Below are 17,763 nucleotides of genomic sequence, written 5' to 3'. Positions count from 1 at the left end.
GCGTGGTCCTCGTGTCGGTGGTGCGGGTGTCGGCGGCGGTCACTGACAGGCCTCGCACGACTCGGGGTTCTCCAGCGAGCAGGCCAGCGCCTCCGCGTCGCCCGAGGCGGGTGCGACGGGTGCGACGGCGCTGACGGTGGCCTGCTGGATCCGCGTGGCGGGGCGGGAGCGCAGGTAGTAGGTGGTCTTCAGCCCGGCCTTCCAGGCGTACAGGTACATCGAGGACAGCTTGCCGATGGTCGGTGCGGCCAGGAACAGGTTCAGCGACTGGGACTGGTCGATGAACGGGGCACGGGCCGCTGCCAGGTCGATCAGGGCCCGCTGCGGCAGCTCCCACGCGGTGCGGAACAACTCCCGTACGCCGGCCGGCAGCTCGGCGATGTCCTGCACCGACCCCTCGGCCCGCTTGATCGCCGACCGGATCCGCTCGGTCCACAGACCACGGGCCTTCAGCTCGCGTACCAGAGCGGTGTTGACCTGCAGGAACTCCCCCGACAGGGTCTCGCGCTTGAACAGGTTCGACACCTGCGGCTCGATGCACTCGTAGCACCCGGCGATCGAGGCGATGGTCGCGGTCGGCGCGACCGCCACCAACAGTGAGTTGCGCAGCCCGTACGCCTCGACCCGCTCGCGCAGCGCGTCCCAGCGCGCGGCCTGCGTACCCTCGACGCCCCACAGGTCGGGCTGCAACTGACCCCGCGCGGCCCGGGTCTGCGCGAAGGTCGGATGCGCGCCGAAGCGACGCGCCAGGTCAGCCGAGGTCTCCAACGCGGTCAGGTACAGCTCCTCGCTGACCCGGGTGGACAGCTCCCGCGCGGCCGGCGAGTCGAACGGCAGCCGCAGCGCGAAGAACACGTCCTGAAGGCCCATCAGCCCGAGCCCGACCGGCCGCCAGCGGGGGTTGCTCGCCGCCGCCTGCGAGGTCGGGTAGTAGTTGATGTCGATGACCCGGTCCAGGAACGTCACAGCGGTACGGACCGTGGCGCGCAGCCGCTCCCAGTCGATGCCACCGTCGGTGAGGTGGGCGGCGAGGTTCACCGAACCGAGGTTGCACACGGCCGTCTCGGCGTCGCTGGACACCTCGACGATCTCGGTGCAGAGGTTAGACAGGTGCACCACGTTGCCCGGCTCGGCGGTCTGGTTGCACAACCGGTTGGCGGCGTCCTTGAAGGTCATCCACCCGTTGCCGGTCTGGGCCAGGGTCCGCATCATCTTCCCGTACAGCTCCCGCGCCGGGACCTGCCGCACGTAGCGGCCCTGCGCCTCGGCCTCGCGGTACGCGGCGTCGAACCGCTCACCCCACAGGTCGGGCAGCTCGGGCACCTCGTGCGGGTCGAACAGCGACCACATCTCGTCGGCCTCGACCCGGCGCATGAACTCGTCGGGGACCCAGTTGGCGAGGTTCAGGTTGTGGGTGCGTCGGGCATCCTCGCCGGTGTTGTCGCGCAGTTGCAGGAACTCCTCGACGTCCGGGTGCCACGGCTCCAGGTAGACGCAGGCCGCGCCCTTGCGCCGCCCACCCTGGTTGACCGCGGCGACGCTCGCGTCCAACGTGCGCAGCCACGGCACGATCCCGTTGGACTGCCCGTTGGTGCCGCGGATCAGCGCGCCCCGGGACCGGACCCGGGAGTACGCGATGCCGATGCCCCCGGCGAACTTGGACAGGTTGGCGACCTGGGCGTACCGCTGGTAGATCGAGTCCAACTCGTCGAGCGGGGAGTCGACCAGATAGCAGGAGGACATCTGGGTGTGCCGGGTTCCGGAGTTGAACAGCGTCGGCGAGCTGGGCAGGTAGGCCAGGCTGGACATCAGCCGGTAGAAACCGGTCGCCTCGTCGGGCATGGTGGACAGCCCACAGGCCACCCGCAGCAGCCAGTACTGCGGGGTCTCCAGCAACAGCCTGCTGGTGGGGTGGCGCAGCAGGTACCGGTCGGCCACCGTACGCAGGCCGAAGTACTCGAATCGCCGGTCACCGTCCGGGTCGACGGCGGCGTCGAGCATCGTGGCGTGTGCGGCGACGAACGCGGCGGTGTCGTCTCCGATCAGGCCCTCGGCGTGGCCGACCCGGATCGCCGCGCTGAACGAGGTGATGCCCTGCCGACGCACCTCCTTGTCGACGTAACCGGCCAGCAGCCGGGCGGCGAGGCGTGAGTACTGCGGCTCCTCGCCGATCATCTCGGCTGCGGTCTGGATGGACAGCCGGTCCAGCTCGGCCGTCGTCGCGCCGTCGTACAGGCCGCTGATGGTGCGGGTGGCGACGCGCATCGGGTCGACGTCGGTCAGGTCGTCGGCCCACCGCTCGACCGCCCGGACGATCTTGTTCACGTCCACGGGTTCGGTGGCGCCGTTGCGCTTGCGGACCTGCATCGGCGTCCGCCGCACTGTCGCGTCGCCGCTAACCGGGACTATCTCGGTGACTGTCACCACTCGCTCCTCGGAGTTCGAGACCTGGTGGTCCGGACGCGAGGAGACAGACACCGACGGACGCCACGCCGGCACGGCGTGGGTCAGGTGGCGTCAGCCGTCCCACGCGGCCTCGGACCGCCGCCCACCCGGGTGCGGGTACGCGGCGCGCTGGCAGGTCTTCGGACTCGTGGGCACAACCGGGCTGGCCGGTCTCCTACTGGCCGTCGCTTCCCAGGCCACTTGGTGGCCCAGTGCTGATGACGGCGGTCGTTCCCACTCACCGCTGCGGGACAGTCCCGGATTTCCACCGGGTTCCCTCTTGCCTCGACCGCACCGGATGAGCGGTCGAACCAGCTGCGCTCGACACCATATATAGGGATGCAGGCGTTGTCACACCCCACATGTCGGTCCCGGCGTGTCGCGGCCGGGCCGGTGACGGTGATCACCAGCCACACCGGGGCGGGTTCGTCCCGGCCGGCGAGGCGCGTCGATGGCAGCAGCAGCCGCAGGCGGTGCGACTGACGGCACGACGCGACCCACGAGCCGCCGACCCCGGCAAAGATTTGATGTATCGCGCCAATGGGCACAGTGGATCTGGTTTGGACATTGACCAGGTTCGACGGCCCCGAGACGGTGGATGTCCGTCCTTCAGGGTGGATCAAGGTCGTTGACGCGCCAGAACCGCCCTCCGTATACTCCGGGTGATCATCCGATCTTTTGCCTAGCCGGGCGAGGAGCGCATGCCGCAGATCACCGCCGTCACCGTCGAGGACGTCCGTTTTCCCACCTCACTGACCGCCGACGGGTCCGACGCCATGAACAAGGACGGCGACTACTCGGCGGCGTACGTCATCCTGCACACCGACGGTGTCGACAGCGTGGGCGTGCCGCTCGCGGGTCACGGGCTGACCTTCACCATCGGTCGAGGCAACGACATCGTCGCCGCGGCCGCGGTGCACCAGGCGCAGCTTCTGGTCGGCCTGGACGTGGCGACGATGGCCTCGGACATGGGCGCGGTCTACCGACTCCTCACCTCCGACAGCCAACTGCGGTGGCTCGGGCCGGAGAAGGGCGTCGTCCACCTGTCCCTCGCCGCCGTGTTGAACGCCTCATGGGACCTGGTCGCCCGGCTCGCCGGGAAGCCGCTGTGGCGACTGCTCGTCGACATGTCCCCCGAGCAACTCGTCGACATCGCGGACCTGCGCTACCTGTCCGACGCGCTGACCCGGGACGAGGCACTGGCCATCCTGCGGGCCAAGGAGAGCACCAGGGCCGACCGCCTCGCCGAGCTCGACCGCACCGGCTACCCCGCCTACACCACCTCGGCCGGCTGGCTCGGCTACGGAGACGACAAGCTGCGCCGGCTCTGCCAGGAGGCGGTGGACGCCGGCTACGGGTACGTCAAGCTCAAGGTGGGCGCCAACCTCGACGACGACATCCGCCGCTGTGGGATCGCCCGGGAGATCCTCGGCCCGCACCGCAACCTGATGATCGACGCCAACCAGGTCTGGGACGTCGGTCAGGCCATCGAGTGGGTCAAGGCCCTCGCCCAGTTCACACCCCTGTGGATCGAGGAGCCGACCAGTCCCGACGACATCCTGGGCCACGCGGCCGTCCGCCGCGCTGTCGCTCCCATCGGCGTGGCCACCGGCGAGCACTGTCACAACCGGGTGATGTTCAAGCAGCTGTTCCAGGCCGGGGCCATCGACTTCTGCCAGTTGGACACCGGTCGGCTGGCCAGCATCAACGAGATCGTCGCCGTGCTGCTCCTCGCCGCGAAGTTCGACGTGCCGGTGTGCCCCCACGCCGGTGGAGTCGGGCTCTGCGAGATGGTCCAACACGTGTCGGTGCTCGACTACGTCGCGATCTCCGGGGATCTCACCGACCGGGTCACCGAGTTCGTCGACCACCTGCACGAGCACTTCACCGACCCGTGCGTCGTCCGGGACACCGGCTCGGGCAGCGGCTACGTCCTGCCCAGCCAGCCCGGCTACTCCACCCGGATGCGTCCCGAGTCGGTCGCGCTCTACCGGTTTCCCGACGGCCACTACTGGGCGGCGTCGGACCCGACTACCGTGTCATCCTCGGAGCCGTACGTGATCGCGGGTGGGACGGCCACCCCCGCCGGCCGCTAGGGGGTGTCATGTCGCGCACCGACGAAGTGGTGAACGGCATCAAGCGGATGATCCTCGAAGGGCAGTTCAAGCCCGGGGACCGACTGCCCATCGAGAAGGACCTCGCCGAGTCGCTCGGCGTTTCGCGCGGCTCGCTGCGCGAGGGCATGTCGGCTCTGTCGATCCTCGGCATCGTCAACATCCGTCAGGGTGACGGCACCTACGTCACCAACCTCGACGCGCCCCAACTGCTGGCCCCGATGGGTTTCGTGGTGGACTTCCAGGGCCAGGGCGACCCTCGGCACATCCACACCGTCCGGCGACTGCTGGAGTGCGAGGCCGCCCAACTGGCAGCGACCAGGATGACCGACGAGGCCCTCGCCCAGGCCGGTGACCTGCTCGCCGAGGCGGCCCGGATGGTCGGCCAGTCACCGCAGGACCACGAGCGCATCCTCGAGATCGACATCGCCTTCCACCGGATCATCGCGGTGCACGCCGAGAATCCGGTGCTCATCGGGTTGATCGAGGCGTTCGCCGGGCGCACCGTGCGGGGCCGGCTGTGGCGGAGCCTGCACGAGGAAGGCGCGGACCGGCGTACCCACGACGAACACGTGGCGATCCTCAAGGCCCTTGCGGCACGTGACCCGGAGCGGGCCCGTATCCGGATGGCCAACCACCTGATCGGTGTGGAGGAGTCGTTGTACGGGTTGCCCGACGACGCCGAGGCCAACTCGGACACCGCGCGGTCGTGAACGCCCACGCGGTCGCCGGCCACGGTCACCGCTCGTCGCGTTCCACACCGGTGCTCCCGGTCATCGCCGCCACCAGGTCGTCGGTGGTGACCTCGTCGGCGCGCAGTCGGGCCGCACGCCGACCGAGGCGCAGCACCTCGACCCGGTCGGCGATCTCGAGCACCTGCGGCATGTTGTGGCTCACCAGCACCACCGACATGCCGGCGTCGCGGGCGCGCCGGACCACGTCGAGCACCCGCCCGGTCTGGACGACACCGAGTGCGGCGGTGGGCTCGTCGAGGATGACCACATTGGTCGCCCAGATGATGGCGCGGGCCACAGCGACGCACTGCCGTTGCCCCCCGGACAACATCGCGATCGGGGTGGTGACCCGCGGGATCCGTACGCCCAGCTCGTCAAGGGCGGCGGCCGCGCCCAGCCGCATCGCGCGCTTGTCGAGCAGCCCGAGCCGACCCAGCGGCCCGGAGCGCAGGATCTCCCGCCCGAGGTACAGGTTGGCGGCCACGCTGAGGTCGTCGGCGACGGCGAGGTCCTGGTAGACGGTCTCCACCCCGGCGCGCCGGGCGTCGACCGGCGTGGAGAACCGGACGGGACGACCACCGACCCGGATCTCGCCCTCGTCGGGCGGGTGCACACCGGACAGCGTCTTGATGAGGGTGCTCTTTCCGGCGCCGTTGTCGCCGATCAGCGCGACGACCTCACCCCGGTGGACAGTGAAGTCGGCGCCGCGCAGCGCCTCGACGTGCCCGAACCGCTTGACGATGCCACGGGCTTCGAGGGCCGGCGGCTCGTCGGCGGTGGGCTGCCGGTCGCTGTCGGCGGTGGCCGTCGGGGTCGTACCCATCACTGCACCGGGGGGTTGGCGCAGCTGGGCTCGAGCACCGCCTTGATCTCCGCGGAGTCGATGTTGTCCTTGGTGACGAACGTGACGCCGGTGTCGGCCGACGCCAGCGGCGCCTTGTCCCGCAGGTGCTTGACCATCTTGTCGACCCCGAAGTAGCCCATCTTGAACGGGTTCTGCACGACCAGCGCGGAGATCTGGCCGCTGCGTACCCCGGCGATCTCGTCCGGGGCGGCGTCCCACCCGATGATGACCACCTTGCCGGACTTGCCGGCCGCCTGGATGGCCTGCGCGGCGCCGAGCACACTCGGCTCGTTGGCAGCGAAGACGCCCGCGAGGTTGGGGTTGGCGGTGAGGATGTTCTCGGTGACGCGTCGTGCCTCGTTGACGTCACTGCGGCTGGGCTGCTGGCCGACCAGCTTCAGGTTCGGATACTGGGCGAGACCGGCCTTGAAGCCGTCGACCCGCTCGGTGTTGGTCTGCGACCCGGGCTGGAACTCGACCAGCGCCACCTCGTGGTTGCCGGGGCCGAGTTCGGTGGCGAGCAGCTTCGCCGCCTCGGTGGCCGACGCGCGGTTGTCGGTGGCGAACAGCGGCACGTTCGACGGCTGCGGGCTGGTGCCGGAGTCGATCATCGCGACCGGGATGTTCGCGGCGAGCGCCTTGTCGGTGGCGGGCGCCAACGCACTGGAGTCGGTGGCGGCGTAGACGATGCCGTCGACCTTCTTGGTGACGTAGTTCTGGATCAGGTTGACCTGACCCTCGACATCGGTCTCGGTGGTCACCCCGTCCCACTGGACGGTGACGTCACCCGCGCGCTGCGCGGCGCATTCGGCACCCGCCTTCACCGTGTTCCAGTAGTCGGCCCCGACCGCCTTCGGGACGACGGCGAGCTTCAACGGCCCGCTCGCGTCCTTGGTCGCGCCGTCGCCTCCGTCCCGGACCTCGACCCCGCCGCAGGCGCTGAGCAGAGCGGTCGCCGCGGCCACGGCCAGAATCGCCTGCGCGCGCAGGAGTGGCCCTCGTGCCCGCCGGCTGGTGGTGGTGTGTGCCATGGTGTGTGTCCTTCCTCGTTCGGACTCTCGGAATGGCATGTCAACCCCGTGATTCCAGCCGCCGTCGGCGGTACTGGTCGAAGTAGACGGCGGCCCAGATGATCAGGCCGACGATCACCTGCTGGTAGTGGATGCTGATGTCGAGCAGGACGGCGCCGTTGCGGACCAGGGCGATGAGGAACGCGCCGATGATGGTCCCGACGATCCGACCCTGACCTCCGAAGAGGCTGGCCCCGCCGATGACCGCGGCGGCGATGACGTCGAGCTCCAGCGAGATCCCGTAGTTCGGCTGACCGGAGTTGACCCGGGAGGCCGCGATCATGCCGCCCAGACCGACCAGCACACCCGCCAGCACATACACGCCGGTCAGGTGCCGACCGACCCGGATGCCCGACCGGCGTGCGGCCTCCAGATTGGAGCCCATCGCGTACGTGTACTGACCGAAGCGGGTCTGGGAGAGCAGGAAGGCGACACCGACTGCGACCAGAACGGTGATCACCACGGCGAACGGGATGCCGACGATCTCCCCGTTGCCGAGCAGTTGAAAGGATCGGGGCAGGCCGTAGACGCCGGCCGCCCCGGTGATGATGAAGACGAGCCCTCGTCCGACGGACATCGTTCCCAGCGTCGCGATGAACGGTGGGATCCGAGCCACGGTCACCAGCAGCCCGTTGAGCAGCCCGGCCAGTGCGCCGACGCCGATCGCGACCGCCGTCGCCGCCCAGAGTGGAAAGCCGAGGTCGCGTACGACCATCGCCCCCGCCACGCCGGCGAGCGCGGCGACCGACCCAACGGAGAGGTCGATGCCCTTCGTGATGATGACCATCGTCTGCGCCGTGGCGATGATGGCGATCACCGCGGTCTGCGCACCGATGTTGAAGAGGTTGTCCGCGGTCAGGAAGTAGGGACTGGCGAAACTCAACACGATGAACAGCACGACGAGCGCGGTGGCGGCGGTCAGCTCGGAGACGGCGTGGGAGATCCGATCCCGGAACCAGTCGCTGGGCGTGCCGTGCTGCGTGCCGGTGGTTGCCTCGACGGTGCTCATCGTCGGCCCTGACCTCCCCAAGCGTGGCGCCGCACGCGACGGGAGAGCCGTCGGCGAGCGGAGCACCGGTGACCGGCCGAGCCTCCTCGGCAGGGAGAGACGGACTCGGGGCCCGCACCACCCATGGAGATAGGTCGGATGTTTCCCTTGATCAGGCGTTACCATGCCATGCACGTACGTGTGTTGCCAAGGTCTTGCGACCATGTTTTGCCGTCGTTACGCGAGCCTTCGGAGCCCTACGTCCGACCAGAACGGCATGATCTGTTGTCGATGGCCGCCCCGCGAGCCAACGAACCACAATCCGATTGTTATCGATAACATGCTATGCCTTCGACGCCCGCCGCGCTCGCCTCGTTCCGACTCAGCCGGTGTATGAGGCGGCGAGCAGACACACCGGCCGGTCCGAGCCGAAAATCAGCCGGCCCGGGCCGATCGCTGTCGAGCGCGTGCTCGACAGCGGGCTGCGGTTCCACAGTCGTCCAGACCGCGCCGTCCACCCGGCCACCGGCTCGGAGAGCTTCGCCGTCGCGTCGGGTTCGGCGGCGGCGGACGATGCCCGCCGCCAGCGATCGGGTTTGATCTGACGAATCGGGCGGCGCTGAGTCCTCGGGCGCAGGCGCTTCACCCACTGCGGGGCCGGGTTGACCGCCTGCGGCGGCACCGATACCGTCGACCCACTATCTGCGGCGACGCGAGGGAAGCCGGTGTGATTCCGGCGCGGTCGCGCCACTGTGAGCGGTTCCCCCACCTCAAAATGGGGCCCGCGAGCCAGGACGCTCGGTCGTCCGCAGCCTTGCGATGGGGACGCGTCATCCCCGGGGAGGTTCGTGATCATATGTCCAGCTCCACGTCCAGCCAGCCGTTGGTGAATCCCGCTGGCACCGCGCGTCTTTTGTGGACGGTCCTGGCGACCGTCGTCGCGCTCACCCTGCTGGCCTACCTCGTCGCGTTCGACCAGGGTGCGGTGTCGCGCAGCGGGACGTACCTGCACGAGCTCATGCACGACGGCCGGCACCTGCTCGGTGTTCCGTGCCACTGAACGCCACCACCGCTCCCACGTTCCTCGCCGTCCTCGTCCGCGGCCTGCTCGCCGGCCTGATCGCTGGCCTGCTCGCCGGGACGTTCGCCTACGTCGCCGGCGAACCGCACGTCGAGGCCGCCATCGCTATCGAGGAGGCGGCCTCGCACGCCGAACCCGCCGCTGGCGGGCACCAGCACGCCGAGGCAGTGGTCACCCGGAGCGGCCAGCGCGGCGGGCTGTTCCTGGCCACCGGCCTGTTCGGCGCCGCGATGGGCGGTCTGCTGGCCACGGCGTACGTCCTGCTGGCCCGTCGGCGACGGACCGACGACGACGGGCGCTCCGGCCTGCTGCTGGCCGCTGCGGCGTTGCTCGGCGCGGTGATCGTGCCGTTCCTCAAGTACCCGGCGAACCCGCCGGCGGTCGGCGACCCGGCCACCATCAACCAACGCACCGCCACCTATCTGCTGATGGTGGTGCTCGGTCTGGTGGCCGTGTGGGCCGGCTCGCTGGGCTACCGGTCGGTCGGCGCGCACGCGCCACTGTGGCAACGCGTCGCCGCGGCCGTCGGCGGTTTCCTGCTGGTCACCGTCGCGTCCTACGTGGTGCTTCCGTCGTTCCAGGAGGTCCCCACCGACTTCCCCGCGACGCTGCTGTGGAACTTCCGACTGGCCTCCCTCGGCACCCAGGTGGTGCTCTGGACCGGGATCGGCCTGCTGTTCGCGGCCCTGATGCACCACGATCGACGCCGTCGGGCCGCCGCCGCGCTGCCCAGCACGTGACCGCCACCAGCCTCCGGCTGGTCGCCCACGGTCACACCGCCGCCCTGCGCCGGGCCCGCTTCGGCGGCGCTGACGACGGCCTGGACGAGGCCGGTCTGCGCGCCGCCCTCGCCCAGGCCCACGCCGGATCGGACCGGCGTGGGCACCTTGGCATGCACGACACCTGCCTGTGCAGCCCAGCGGCGGCGGCCCGGCAGACCGCCGCCGCCTTCGGTCTGCTGCCGACGATCGAGACGGCGTTGGCCGACTGCGACTACGGCGACTGGTCCGGGCGGTCGCTCGAGGAGATCGCCGTGGAGCAGCCGCAGGCGCTGCACACGTGGATGTCCGCACCGGAGTCCGCGCCGCACGGCGGCGAGTCCGTCGCCGCGGTACGGGAACGGGTCGGTCACTGGTTGGACGGGCAACGGGGCCGCGGTCAGCGGATCACGGCGATCACCCACCCGCTGGTGATCCGGGTCGCGGTCGTGCACGCCCTCGACCTGCCGTTGGCGACCTACCGGCAGGTGGACGTGGAGCCGCTGGCGATCGTCCGGCTCACCGGTCGGGGGGCACGCTGGCAGCTCCGACTGGGCGCGCCGCAGGCCCACTCCCCTTCATGATCCACTCGCGATCGCGGAAATCGGGGCATCCACGGCGCCTCGATGCCCCGACTTCCGTAAAACCGAGTCGATCAATGTCCGAACGCCGACGGCTCAGACGTTGGGCGGGCCGTGAGTACGACCCGCCCAAACCGTCGACTTCGTTCTAGCCGGTGACGGTGAACGGCCGGGACACCTTCGTCGCCGACTTCTCACCGCTCAGCGTGACGCTGGTCGCGCCCGCCTTCGCCGCACCCGGAACGCTGACCGTCGCGCCTGAGATGACACCGTCACCGTTCGCGCGGACCGTGCTGACCGCGAGGCCGTTCCCGACGGTGATCGTGACCGCCTCGTTCGGAACGAACCCGGAACCGTCGATGGTGATCGACGTGCCACGCGGACCCGAGGTGGTCAGTAGTGCCACCCGCGGCTGGTAGGTCGGCGCCTGGGCCTGCCCGGTCACCTGGACGGTGGCCGTGGCCGGCGTACGCGTCGACGCGCCCGTCGCGGTGACCGCGTACCGGCCGGGTTGCGCGTCGCCGGAGGTCGGGACCGAGACGCGGACCGTGCCCGTCGCGGAGGCCGCGACCTTCGTGGCCCGGGCCGGGTCGGTGCCGACGCTGACGGTCACCTGTTCACCGGCGGCGAACCCGCTGCCGTCGACGGTGACAGTGCCGCCGGTGGTGACTGCGCCGGCAGCCGACAGCGCGATCGTCGGCTGGGAGCCGCCCCGCGCGACGGTCACGGTGAAGGCCTCGGTGCTGCTCGACAGCGTGTCCCACGCGGTGACGTGCACCGTGTAGGTGCCCTCCCGCGTGTAGGTGTGCTGCCCGCTCATCGCACCGGACGCACCGATGGTGACGTCGTCCGGAGCCGTACCGTCACCCCACTGGACGCGGGCACGGTAGCCGGTCGTGCCGGGAACGCCGCCGGTCACCGAACCGAGGTTCGCCGCGAGGGCCTGCCCGGCGTTCGCCGTCTGGTCCTTCGGGGCGACAGTGGCCAGCGCGGGGGCCGGCGTGCCGTCGTTGGCGACGGCGAACACGTGGATCCGGCCCGCCGTGCGGGGGTCACCGGTCTGCGTCGGCAGGGTCACCGACACCAGCGTCTTGCCCGCCGGGATCTGGTACGGCGCGGTCGCGAACAGGAACGGCTGGGCGCCGTCCCGGCTCGTGCCGTTCAATCGGTACGCCGTCCGGGCAACGACGATGTTGCCGTAGGACGGGGTGCCGTTGGCGTTGCCGCCCAGCGTCCAGTCGCTCATCTGGATCGGGATGCTGGCCGTGCTGCCGTCACTGAAGTTCGCCGTGCCGGTGGTGCTCTGGTTGCCCTGCGTTCCGGCGCCGATGAAGGAGATGCTCTTCGCGTCCTCCGGCAGGTCGAGCAGGACCGTGGCACCGTTGCCGGTGGCGTTGTCCGGCTGCCCGGCCGGGATCACCGGCAGCGTGAACTGCAACGCGGTCCCCGGGACCTGCTGCCGCTGGCCCTGCGTCGCACCGCCCGCCGCCAGGGCGGCCCGCGAGTACGCCCACGACTTGGCGTCGCAGTCCGCCGCGAGGACGCCTTCGTCACCGACGCAGACGGTGTCGAACGCGGCGGTGAGGCCGGAGGTCGGGGCGTACGCCACCTCGACGCCGACCGTCGCGGAGCTCTGGCTCTCGCCGTCGGTCACCGTGACGTTCGCCTGGTGGTAGCCCGGCGTGGCGTAGGTGTGCGACCCACCGATGTTGTAGACGGCCCGCGAGCTCAGCGTCACGGTGCCCTCGGTGACCGGTGTGCCTTCACCCCAGTCGATCGTGGCCCGGTAACCGGTCGCGGTGCCACCGGTGACGGACGCCAGCGGCACCGAGACCGGTACGCCGGACGTCGCGTGCACGCCGGACGCGGCGGTCACCGCAATGTCGCCGCCTCCGATGGCCACGTCGCCACCGGCGAGCAACTCGATCTCGGCGAGACTGGTCTGCGCGGCGCCGACGGTCTTCGTGACCGCGAGACGGAACTGCGCGAACCGACCCGGCTTGTCGATCGTGTACGGGCGGGTCTGACTGCGCCACCGGAACACCTGGTCCCTGCGCGAGTCCACTGTGGTCCACGTGATGCCGTCGTTGGAGCCCTGCAGTCGCCAGTCCGCCGGATCGCCAGCACTCGCCCCGGACGTGACGGTGTAGTACGTCGGCTTCTGCTTTCCACCACGGAACGCCCAGGAGATCTGCGGGGTCGCCGAGGTGAAGGTCAGCTGCGTGGTGGACGAGTCGTCGAACAGCTTCGAGGCGTCCTGACCGCCGGTTGCGGTCGCGGTGCCGAGGCCGGGGCCGGTGGTGTCCTGCAACGGCTTCGGCGCCTGGTCACCCTTGGTCAACGACGGCGGCGCGTCGTTCCTGCCGCTGCCCCAGGAGGACGGGTTGGAGCCCATCTGGAAGTCGATGGTGCCGCCCTTGGCGAGTGCGGCCACGTCCAGGGACAGACCGCGCTGCTTCTTGCCGTTGACCTTGACGTCCTGCACGTAGACGTTGCGGGTGCTGTTGCTCGGCGCGTTGACGACGATGTCGCCAGTGGTGCGACGCACTGTCATCTTCGTGAACTGCGGCGAACCGATGGTCCACTCGGACGACCCGGCCTGCAGCGGGTAGATGCCCAGCGAGCTGAGGATGTACCACGACGACATCTCGCCGTTGTCCTCGTCGCCCAGGTAGCCCTGGCCGATCTCGCTGCCGACGTAGAGGCGCCGCAGGATCTCCCGTACCGTCGCCTGGGTCTTCGCCGGTGCGCCGGCGAAGTTGTACATGTACGGGATGTGGTGCGACGGCTGGTTGCTCATGCCGAGCTGGCCCATCCGCACCGCGCGCGCCTCGATCATCTCGTGGATGACGCCGCCGTACCCGCCGGGTCGGTCGGCGTTCTCCGGGGTGGAGAAGAACGTGTCGAGCTTGTCCCGCAGCGCCTTCTGCCCACCGAGCAGGTTGGCCAGACCCTGACCGTCCTGCTGGGCGGTGAAGGCGAAGTTCCATCCGTTGGTCTCGGTGTAGACGCCACCCCAGTCCAGCGGGTCGCCGGCGAGGAAGTTACCGGCGGCGTCGCGACCCTGGAAGAGCTTCGACTTCGGGTCGAAGAGGTGGACGTAGTTGCGGGCGCGCTCCAGGAAGTAGCGCGACTCCTCCTTGAGCCGGGCGCGCTCCGACTTCGGCGTGGCCGGGTCCTTGGCGAGGGCCGCACCCATGTTGCCGATGCCGTAGTCGTTGATGAAGCCCTCCAGCGCCCACGACACCGACTCCCCGGTGGAGGTCGGCGTGTAGCCGAGGAACAGCGACGTCTCGATGCCCTTGCGTCCGACCGCGCTGCGCCCGGACGCGACGGTCGCGTCCTTGACGGCCGCGTCGTACGCCGCGAGCGGGTCGGGCAGCTTGACCCCGGTGAGGTACGCCTGGGCCAGAGCCACGTTGGCGCTGGTGCCGGTCATCAGGTCGGCGTAGCCGGGAGACGACCAGCGGGCGATCCAACCGCCGTCGCGGTAGTGCTGGACGAACCCGTCGGAGATCCGGGCGGCGACGTCCGGGTACAGCAGCGCGTAGGCGGGCCACACGGTGCGGTACGTGTCCCAGAAGCCGTTGTTGACGTAGATCTGCCCGTCGACGATCTTCGCACCGGTCTGGGTGGGGGTCGACGCGCCGGTCGGCGCCGAGACCGGGCTCGCGTACTGCCAGCGCGGCGCGGCGGCGGTGCCGGTGTTCTCCGACTGCGAGTTCGGGTAGAGGTTCAGCCGGTACAGGTTCGAGTACATCGAGACCAGCTGCGGTTCGGTGGCGCCACGCACCTCGACCCGGCCGAGCCGGTCCTTCCACATCGCCGTCGCGGCGGCGTGGACCTGGTCGAAGCTCTTGCCGGTGACCTCCAGATCGAGGTTGCGGCGCGCCTGGTCGACGGAGAGGAACGACGTCGCGAGGCGCATCGTCACCTCCCGGGTGGTGGAGACGTCGAAGGTGGCCGAGGTCGCGGCGGTTGCCGTCGGCGCCCGGTCGAAGGCACCGGACACGAACATGCGACTACGACCGGCCGACAGGCCACTTCCGTTGTCGACCCAGCCGGTGAGGGTGCCGTCCGTGCCGATGGTGAAGGTGCCGTTGTGGAAGACGAGACTTCCGGTCGCCTGCCCGGTGGGGAAGGTGAACCGCATGATCCCGGCGTGGTCGGTGGGCGACATCTCCGCGACCAGGCCGTTCTGGAGCGTGACCCGGTAGAGGTTTGGCTGCGCGGTCTCGTCGTCATGGTTGAAGGCGAGCGCGCGGCTGGCGGGCTGGCCGGTGAGGGAACCGCCACCGACGACGGGCATGACCGACATCTGGTTGCGGTCACCCATCCACGGGCTGGGCTCGTGGGAGATCGCGAGCCCCTGCAACATCGGCAGGTTGGCTGCGTTGTTGATCCGGTGGTACTCGTACTCCCAGGAGTTGGAGGTCGCGTCGGTCACCGGGGTGAAGAAGTTGAAGCCGTTCGGCACCGCCGTGATCGGCAGGTTGTTGCCGCGCGAGAAACCGCCAGTCGAGTTGGTGCCCCGACGGGTGTCCACGTAGTTGGTCAGCTTCGTGCCGTCGATCGACGCCGGCGCGGCCGTCAGCTCGATGTCGTCGAGCCACCCCTGGAACTGGGTGTCCCCGGTGGCCTGCGGGTTGTCGTACGCCAGCAGGATGCGGTCGATCGTCTTGCCGCGGGCGATGGTGCCGAGGTCGGCCTGCACCAGGTTCCACTGGTCGGCGAAGAGCACCTTCGACGCGCCCTGGCCGGCACCGGTGAGCAGGTAGCCGTGCTGGTCGACGGGCGAGCGCCCACTCAGGTAGCTGCCGTCGGTGAAGTGCAGGTCGACGGCGGCGTAGGTGGACGGGTACCGGGCGTTGCCCGTGGTGAACTCCGGGAAGATCTTGTACGACAGACGGGTCTTCGGCCCGACCGGGACGTTGACGTCGAACAGCTTGTTGGTCGCGTACGACCGGCCGTCGCCCTCGGCGCCACCGGAGTAGCGCAGCGCGGCCAGCCCGGTGAACCCGGCGTCCGGCTTGGTGGTGTAGCCGCCGTTCGGACCGGCGGTGGCTTCGCTGACCATCGGCGTGGCCGGCGGACGGACGTCCGAGCCGTCGCTGATGTTCCAGTCGGCGAGCTGCACGAGCGAGTCACCGGAGTTCGCGGTCACGTTCAGCCGATAGAAGGCGTAGGCGCTCGTGTTGGTGAAGCTGTACCTGTTGGTGGCGTACCGGCCGCTGAACGTCTGGCCGACGCGCTTGTCCAGGTCGGTCCAGGTGCTGCCGTCGTTGGAGCCCTGGACGGCGAAGTCCCTGGGGTCGCGCGACGGCGCGTCGTTGGCCGAGGTCAGCGAGTAGCGCAGCACCGTCGCCGGCTTGGCGAGCTGGTAGGTCACCCAGCCGCTCGACTGGAAGATCAGCCACTTGGTCGACGAGTCGTCGTCCTTGAGGTTCGCGGCGATCTCGCGCGGCTGGTTCTCGTCGCTCGCGGTCACGGCGCTGACCTGGCCGAGCAGGCTGCCGGGCAGGGTGGTGACCTTGCCACTCAGGTTGCCCTGGACCGGTTTTCCGTTCGCGCCGACCTCCACAGTGCTGGAGGCGGGTTGCGGGTCGGCGGTCTCGAACGAGGAGCTGAAGTTGCCGGGCGTCGCCGAGGTGGGGGCGGCGTTGGCCAGGGGTGCGGCGACGAGCAGGCCCAGCGGTAGCAGGACGGCTGTCGTCGCGGCGATCAGGCGGGGAGACAGGGAACGCGCAAGGGGGGTATGCGACATGAGGGACGGGGCCTTTCGACTCGAACGGGTCGAGTACGTCGAAGGTCTGGACTGAGTGGAGCGTGGTGGGCGGTGCCCTGACATCGTTGTCATTGGAGTTGGCAAACAACGAGTCGGGGCGGGTGGACTGTCGCTGATAGTTCCGGGCGCAGCACAGCCGTGTCAACGGGTTGATGGCGATGAAACCGGCTGGGTTACCCTCGACCGCTTGCCGGGCCCCGACTCCGTACGGCGACGTGCGCCGAGGCCCGGCTGCGGATCAGCAGTAGAGGTTGGCTCCGGCGGACACACCGAGGATGCCGACGAACTGCTGGTACTTCGTGACGCGGCTCTGCACCTGGGCGGGGTTTCCGCCGTTGCACTCGATCGAGCCGTTGATGCTGCGGATCGTCTCACCGAACCCGGCACCGCCGACCATCGCATTGTGGGCGGTCATGGTGCCCGGCCCGTTCTGGGTCATCCAGTACCAGATTCCGGTCTTCCAGGCCACCGCGGCATCGGTCTGCACCAGCCACGGGTTGGTCAGGAGGGGCAGGTTGAGGGCGTTTCCGGCGGCGTTGTAGTTGAAGTTCCAGCTGAGCTGGATCGGCCCACGCCCGTAGTAGGCGGCCTGCCCGGCCGGACACCCGTAGGGCTGGCCAGGGTCGCAGTAGTGCGGGTAGTTCGCGGTGTTCTGCTCGACCACGTGCACGAGGCCGCCGGTCTCGTGGTGCACGTTGGCCAGGAAGGCGGCTGCCTCCTGACGCTGGACGGTGGCGCTGCCGCTCTTGGCGAACGCCGGGTAGGCGCTGAGTGCGGCGACGAGCCCGGAGTACGTGTAGAAGGAGTTGCGGCCCGGGAACATCTGGTTGAACTGGGCCTCGGTGACCACGAAGCCGCCCGGGTCGGTGGGCGGCGGGGTGGTGGGTGGCTGGCCGCCGCAGGTGTAGGGCTCCCAGTACCAGGTGCTGACGATGGGGTCGTAGCCGGGATTGTCGTGCTCGGCCACGTAGTAGAGACCGTTGGTGTACCGCACGATCGCCCCTGCCGCGTACCAGGTTCCGGCAGCCCAGTTCGGGTGGTTGCAGGTGCCTCCGGTGGGCGGCGGCGTGGTGCCGCCCCCGCATGCGCCGAGGTCCTCCCAGACACCGGTCGTACCCGGTGGCGCCTCGGCCTGGGTCCACCACTTCGCCCGGTAGTTGCGGCCGTTGTGGGAGACCTGTGCGTCTCCCCAGTAGACGGCCGAGGCCTGCCACGATGCTGAACAGGCGGCTGCCGACGCAGCGGTCGACGGGATGACCGCAGCCAACCCGCCGACGACGGTCAGTGCCACCAGCGCGACCAGCGCGCGCAGTCTCGTCATGTGATCACTCCTTCCTGGGACCCACTGGCCGCAGACTCGGCC

Annotated in this window: 12 protein-coding genes and 2 riboswitches; of the genes, 5 read left to right on the top strand and 7 right to left on the bottom strand. The window is 69.8% G+C overall.

Annotated elements, in window-relative coordinates; genetic code table 11:
* Positions 1-39: 39 nt before the first annotated feature.
* Complete coding sequence (locus tag FBZ33_RS11960; protein ID WP_255509121.1) at positions 40-2,367, bottom strand: ribonucleoside-diphosphate reductase subunit alpha; 2,328 nt, start codon at positions 2,365-2,367, stop codon at positions 40-42.
* 191 nt (positions 2,368-2,558) lie between these two features.
* Positions 2,559-2,776, bottom strand: a riboswitch (cobalamin riboswitch).
* Positions 2,777-3,146: 370 nt separating this feature from the next.
* Here FBZ33_RS11960 and FBZ33_RS11955 point away from each other — a divergent pair.
* A complete protein-coding gene (locus FBZ33_RS11955) occupies positions 3,147-4,541 on the top strand; it encodes an enolase C-terminal domain-like protein (RefSeq protein ID WP_141909087.1) in 1,395 nt (464 codons plus the stop codon).
* A gap of 8 nt (positions 4,542-4,549) precedes the next feature.
* Positions 4,550-5,272, top strand: a complete 723-nt coding sequence (locus FBZ33_RS11950) for a FadR/GntR family transcriptional regulator (RefSeq protein ID WP_141909086.1) — start codon at positions 4,550-4,552, stop codon at positions 5,270-5,272.
* A gap of 25 nt (positions 5,273-5,297) precedes the next feature.
* Here the strand turns inward: FBZ33_RS11950 and FBZ33_RS11945 are convergent, their stop codons facing one another.
* The 4 genes from FBZ33_RS11945 to FBZ33_RS11930 all read right to left on the bottom strand — a co-directional run bounded on the left by FBZ33_RS11945 (position 5,298) and on the right by FBZ33_RS11930 (position 8,877).
* Complete coding sequence (locus tag FBZ33_RS11945; RefSeq protein WP_141909085.1) at positions 5,298-6,116, bottom strand: ATP-binding cassette domain-containing protein; 819 nt, start codon at positions 6,114-6,116, stop codon at positions 5,298-5,300.
* A complete protein-coding gene (locus FBZ33_RS11940) occupies positions 6,116-7,168 on the bottom strand; it encodes an ABC transporter substrate-binding protein (protein WP_141909084.1) in 1,053 nt (350 codons plus the stop codon). Before FBZ33_RS11940 ends, FBZ33_RS11945 begins: the two co-directional genes overlap by 1 nt.
* A gap of 40 nt (positions 7,169-7,208) precedes the next feature.
* The gene (locus FBZ33_RS11935; RefSeq protein ID WP_141909083.1) at positions 7,209-8,216 is read right to left on the bottom strand and encodes an ABC transporter permease; all 1,008 of its coding nucleotides are present in this window, start codon (positions 8,214-8,216) and stop codon (positions 7,209-7,211) included.
* A gap of 361 nt (positions 8,217-8,577) precedes the next feature.
* The gene (locus tag FBZ33_RS11930; RefSeq protein ID WP_141909082.1) at positions 8,578-8,877 is read right to left on the bottom strand and encodes a hypothetical protein; all 300 of its coding nucleotides are present in this window, start codon (positions 8,875-8,877) and stop codon (positions 8,578-8,580) included.
* A 35-nt stretch (positions 8,878-8,912) separates the two neighbouring features.
* Positions 8,913-8,993: riboswitch (cobalamin riboswitch) on the top strand.
* Between the two features lie 58 nt (positions 8,994-9,051).
* Between FBZ33_RS11930 and FBZ33_RS11925 the strand changes: the two genes are divergently transcribed.
* The 3 genes from FBZ33_RS11925 to FBZ33_RS11915 are packed head-to-tail and all read left to right on the top strand — an operon-like array spanning position 9,052 to position 10,618.
* Complete coding sequence (locus FBZ33_RS11925) at positions 9,052-9,255, top strand: CbtB domain-containing protein (protein ID WP_141909081.1); 204 nt, start codon at positions 9,052-9,054, stop codon at positions 9,253-9,255.
* On the top strand, positions 9,246-10,016 hold the full coding sequence (locus FBZ33_RS11920; RefSeq protein ID WP_141909080.1) for a CbtA family protein: 771 nt from the start codon (positions 9,246-9,248) through the stop codon (positions 10,014-10,016). Before FBZ33_RS11925 ends, FBZ33_RS11920 begins: the two co-directional genes overlap by 10 nt.
* Positions 10,013-10,618: a histidine phosphatase family protein gene (locus FBZ33_RS11915; RefSeq protein WP_221629458.1), complete on the top strand. Its 606-nt coding sequence runs from the start codon at positions 10,013-10,015 to the stop codon at positions 10,616-10,618. Before FBZ33_RS11920 ends, FBZ33_RS11915 begins: the two co-directional genes overlap by 4 nt.
* 145 nt (positions 10,619-10,763) lie before the next feature.
* Here the strand turns inward: FBZ33_RS11915 and FBZ33_RS11910 are convergent, their stop codons facing one another.
* Both FBZ33_RS11910 and FBZ33_RS11905 read right to left on the bottom strand, forming a co-directional pair.
* Entirely contained in the window at positions 10,764-16,379 is a 5,616-nt protein-coding gene (locus tag FBZ33_RS11910) for a GH92 family glycosyl hydrolase (protein WP_141909079.1), read from the bottom strand.
* A 259-nt stretch (positions 16,380-16,638) separates the two neighbouring features.
* Positions 16,639-17,721 carry a glycoside hydrolase family 19 protein gene (locus FBZ33_RS11905; RefSeq protein WP_141909078.1) on the bottom strand — a complete coding sequence of 361 codons (1,083 nt, stop codon included), beginning with the start codon at positions 17,719-17,721 and terminating at the stop codon, positions 16,639-16,641.
* Positions 17,722-17,763: the final 42 nt, after the last annotated feature.

The organism is Micromonospora sp. A202 (assembly GCF_006715105.1).
Classification (GTDB): Bacteria; Actinomycetota; Actinomycetes; order Mycobacteriales; family Micromonosporaceae; genus Micromonospora; species Micromonospora zamorensis.
Note: the sequence above shows the minus strand (reverse complement) of the source record. Positions and strands in the feature narration are given on the sequence as shown.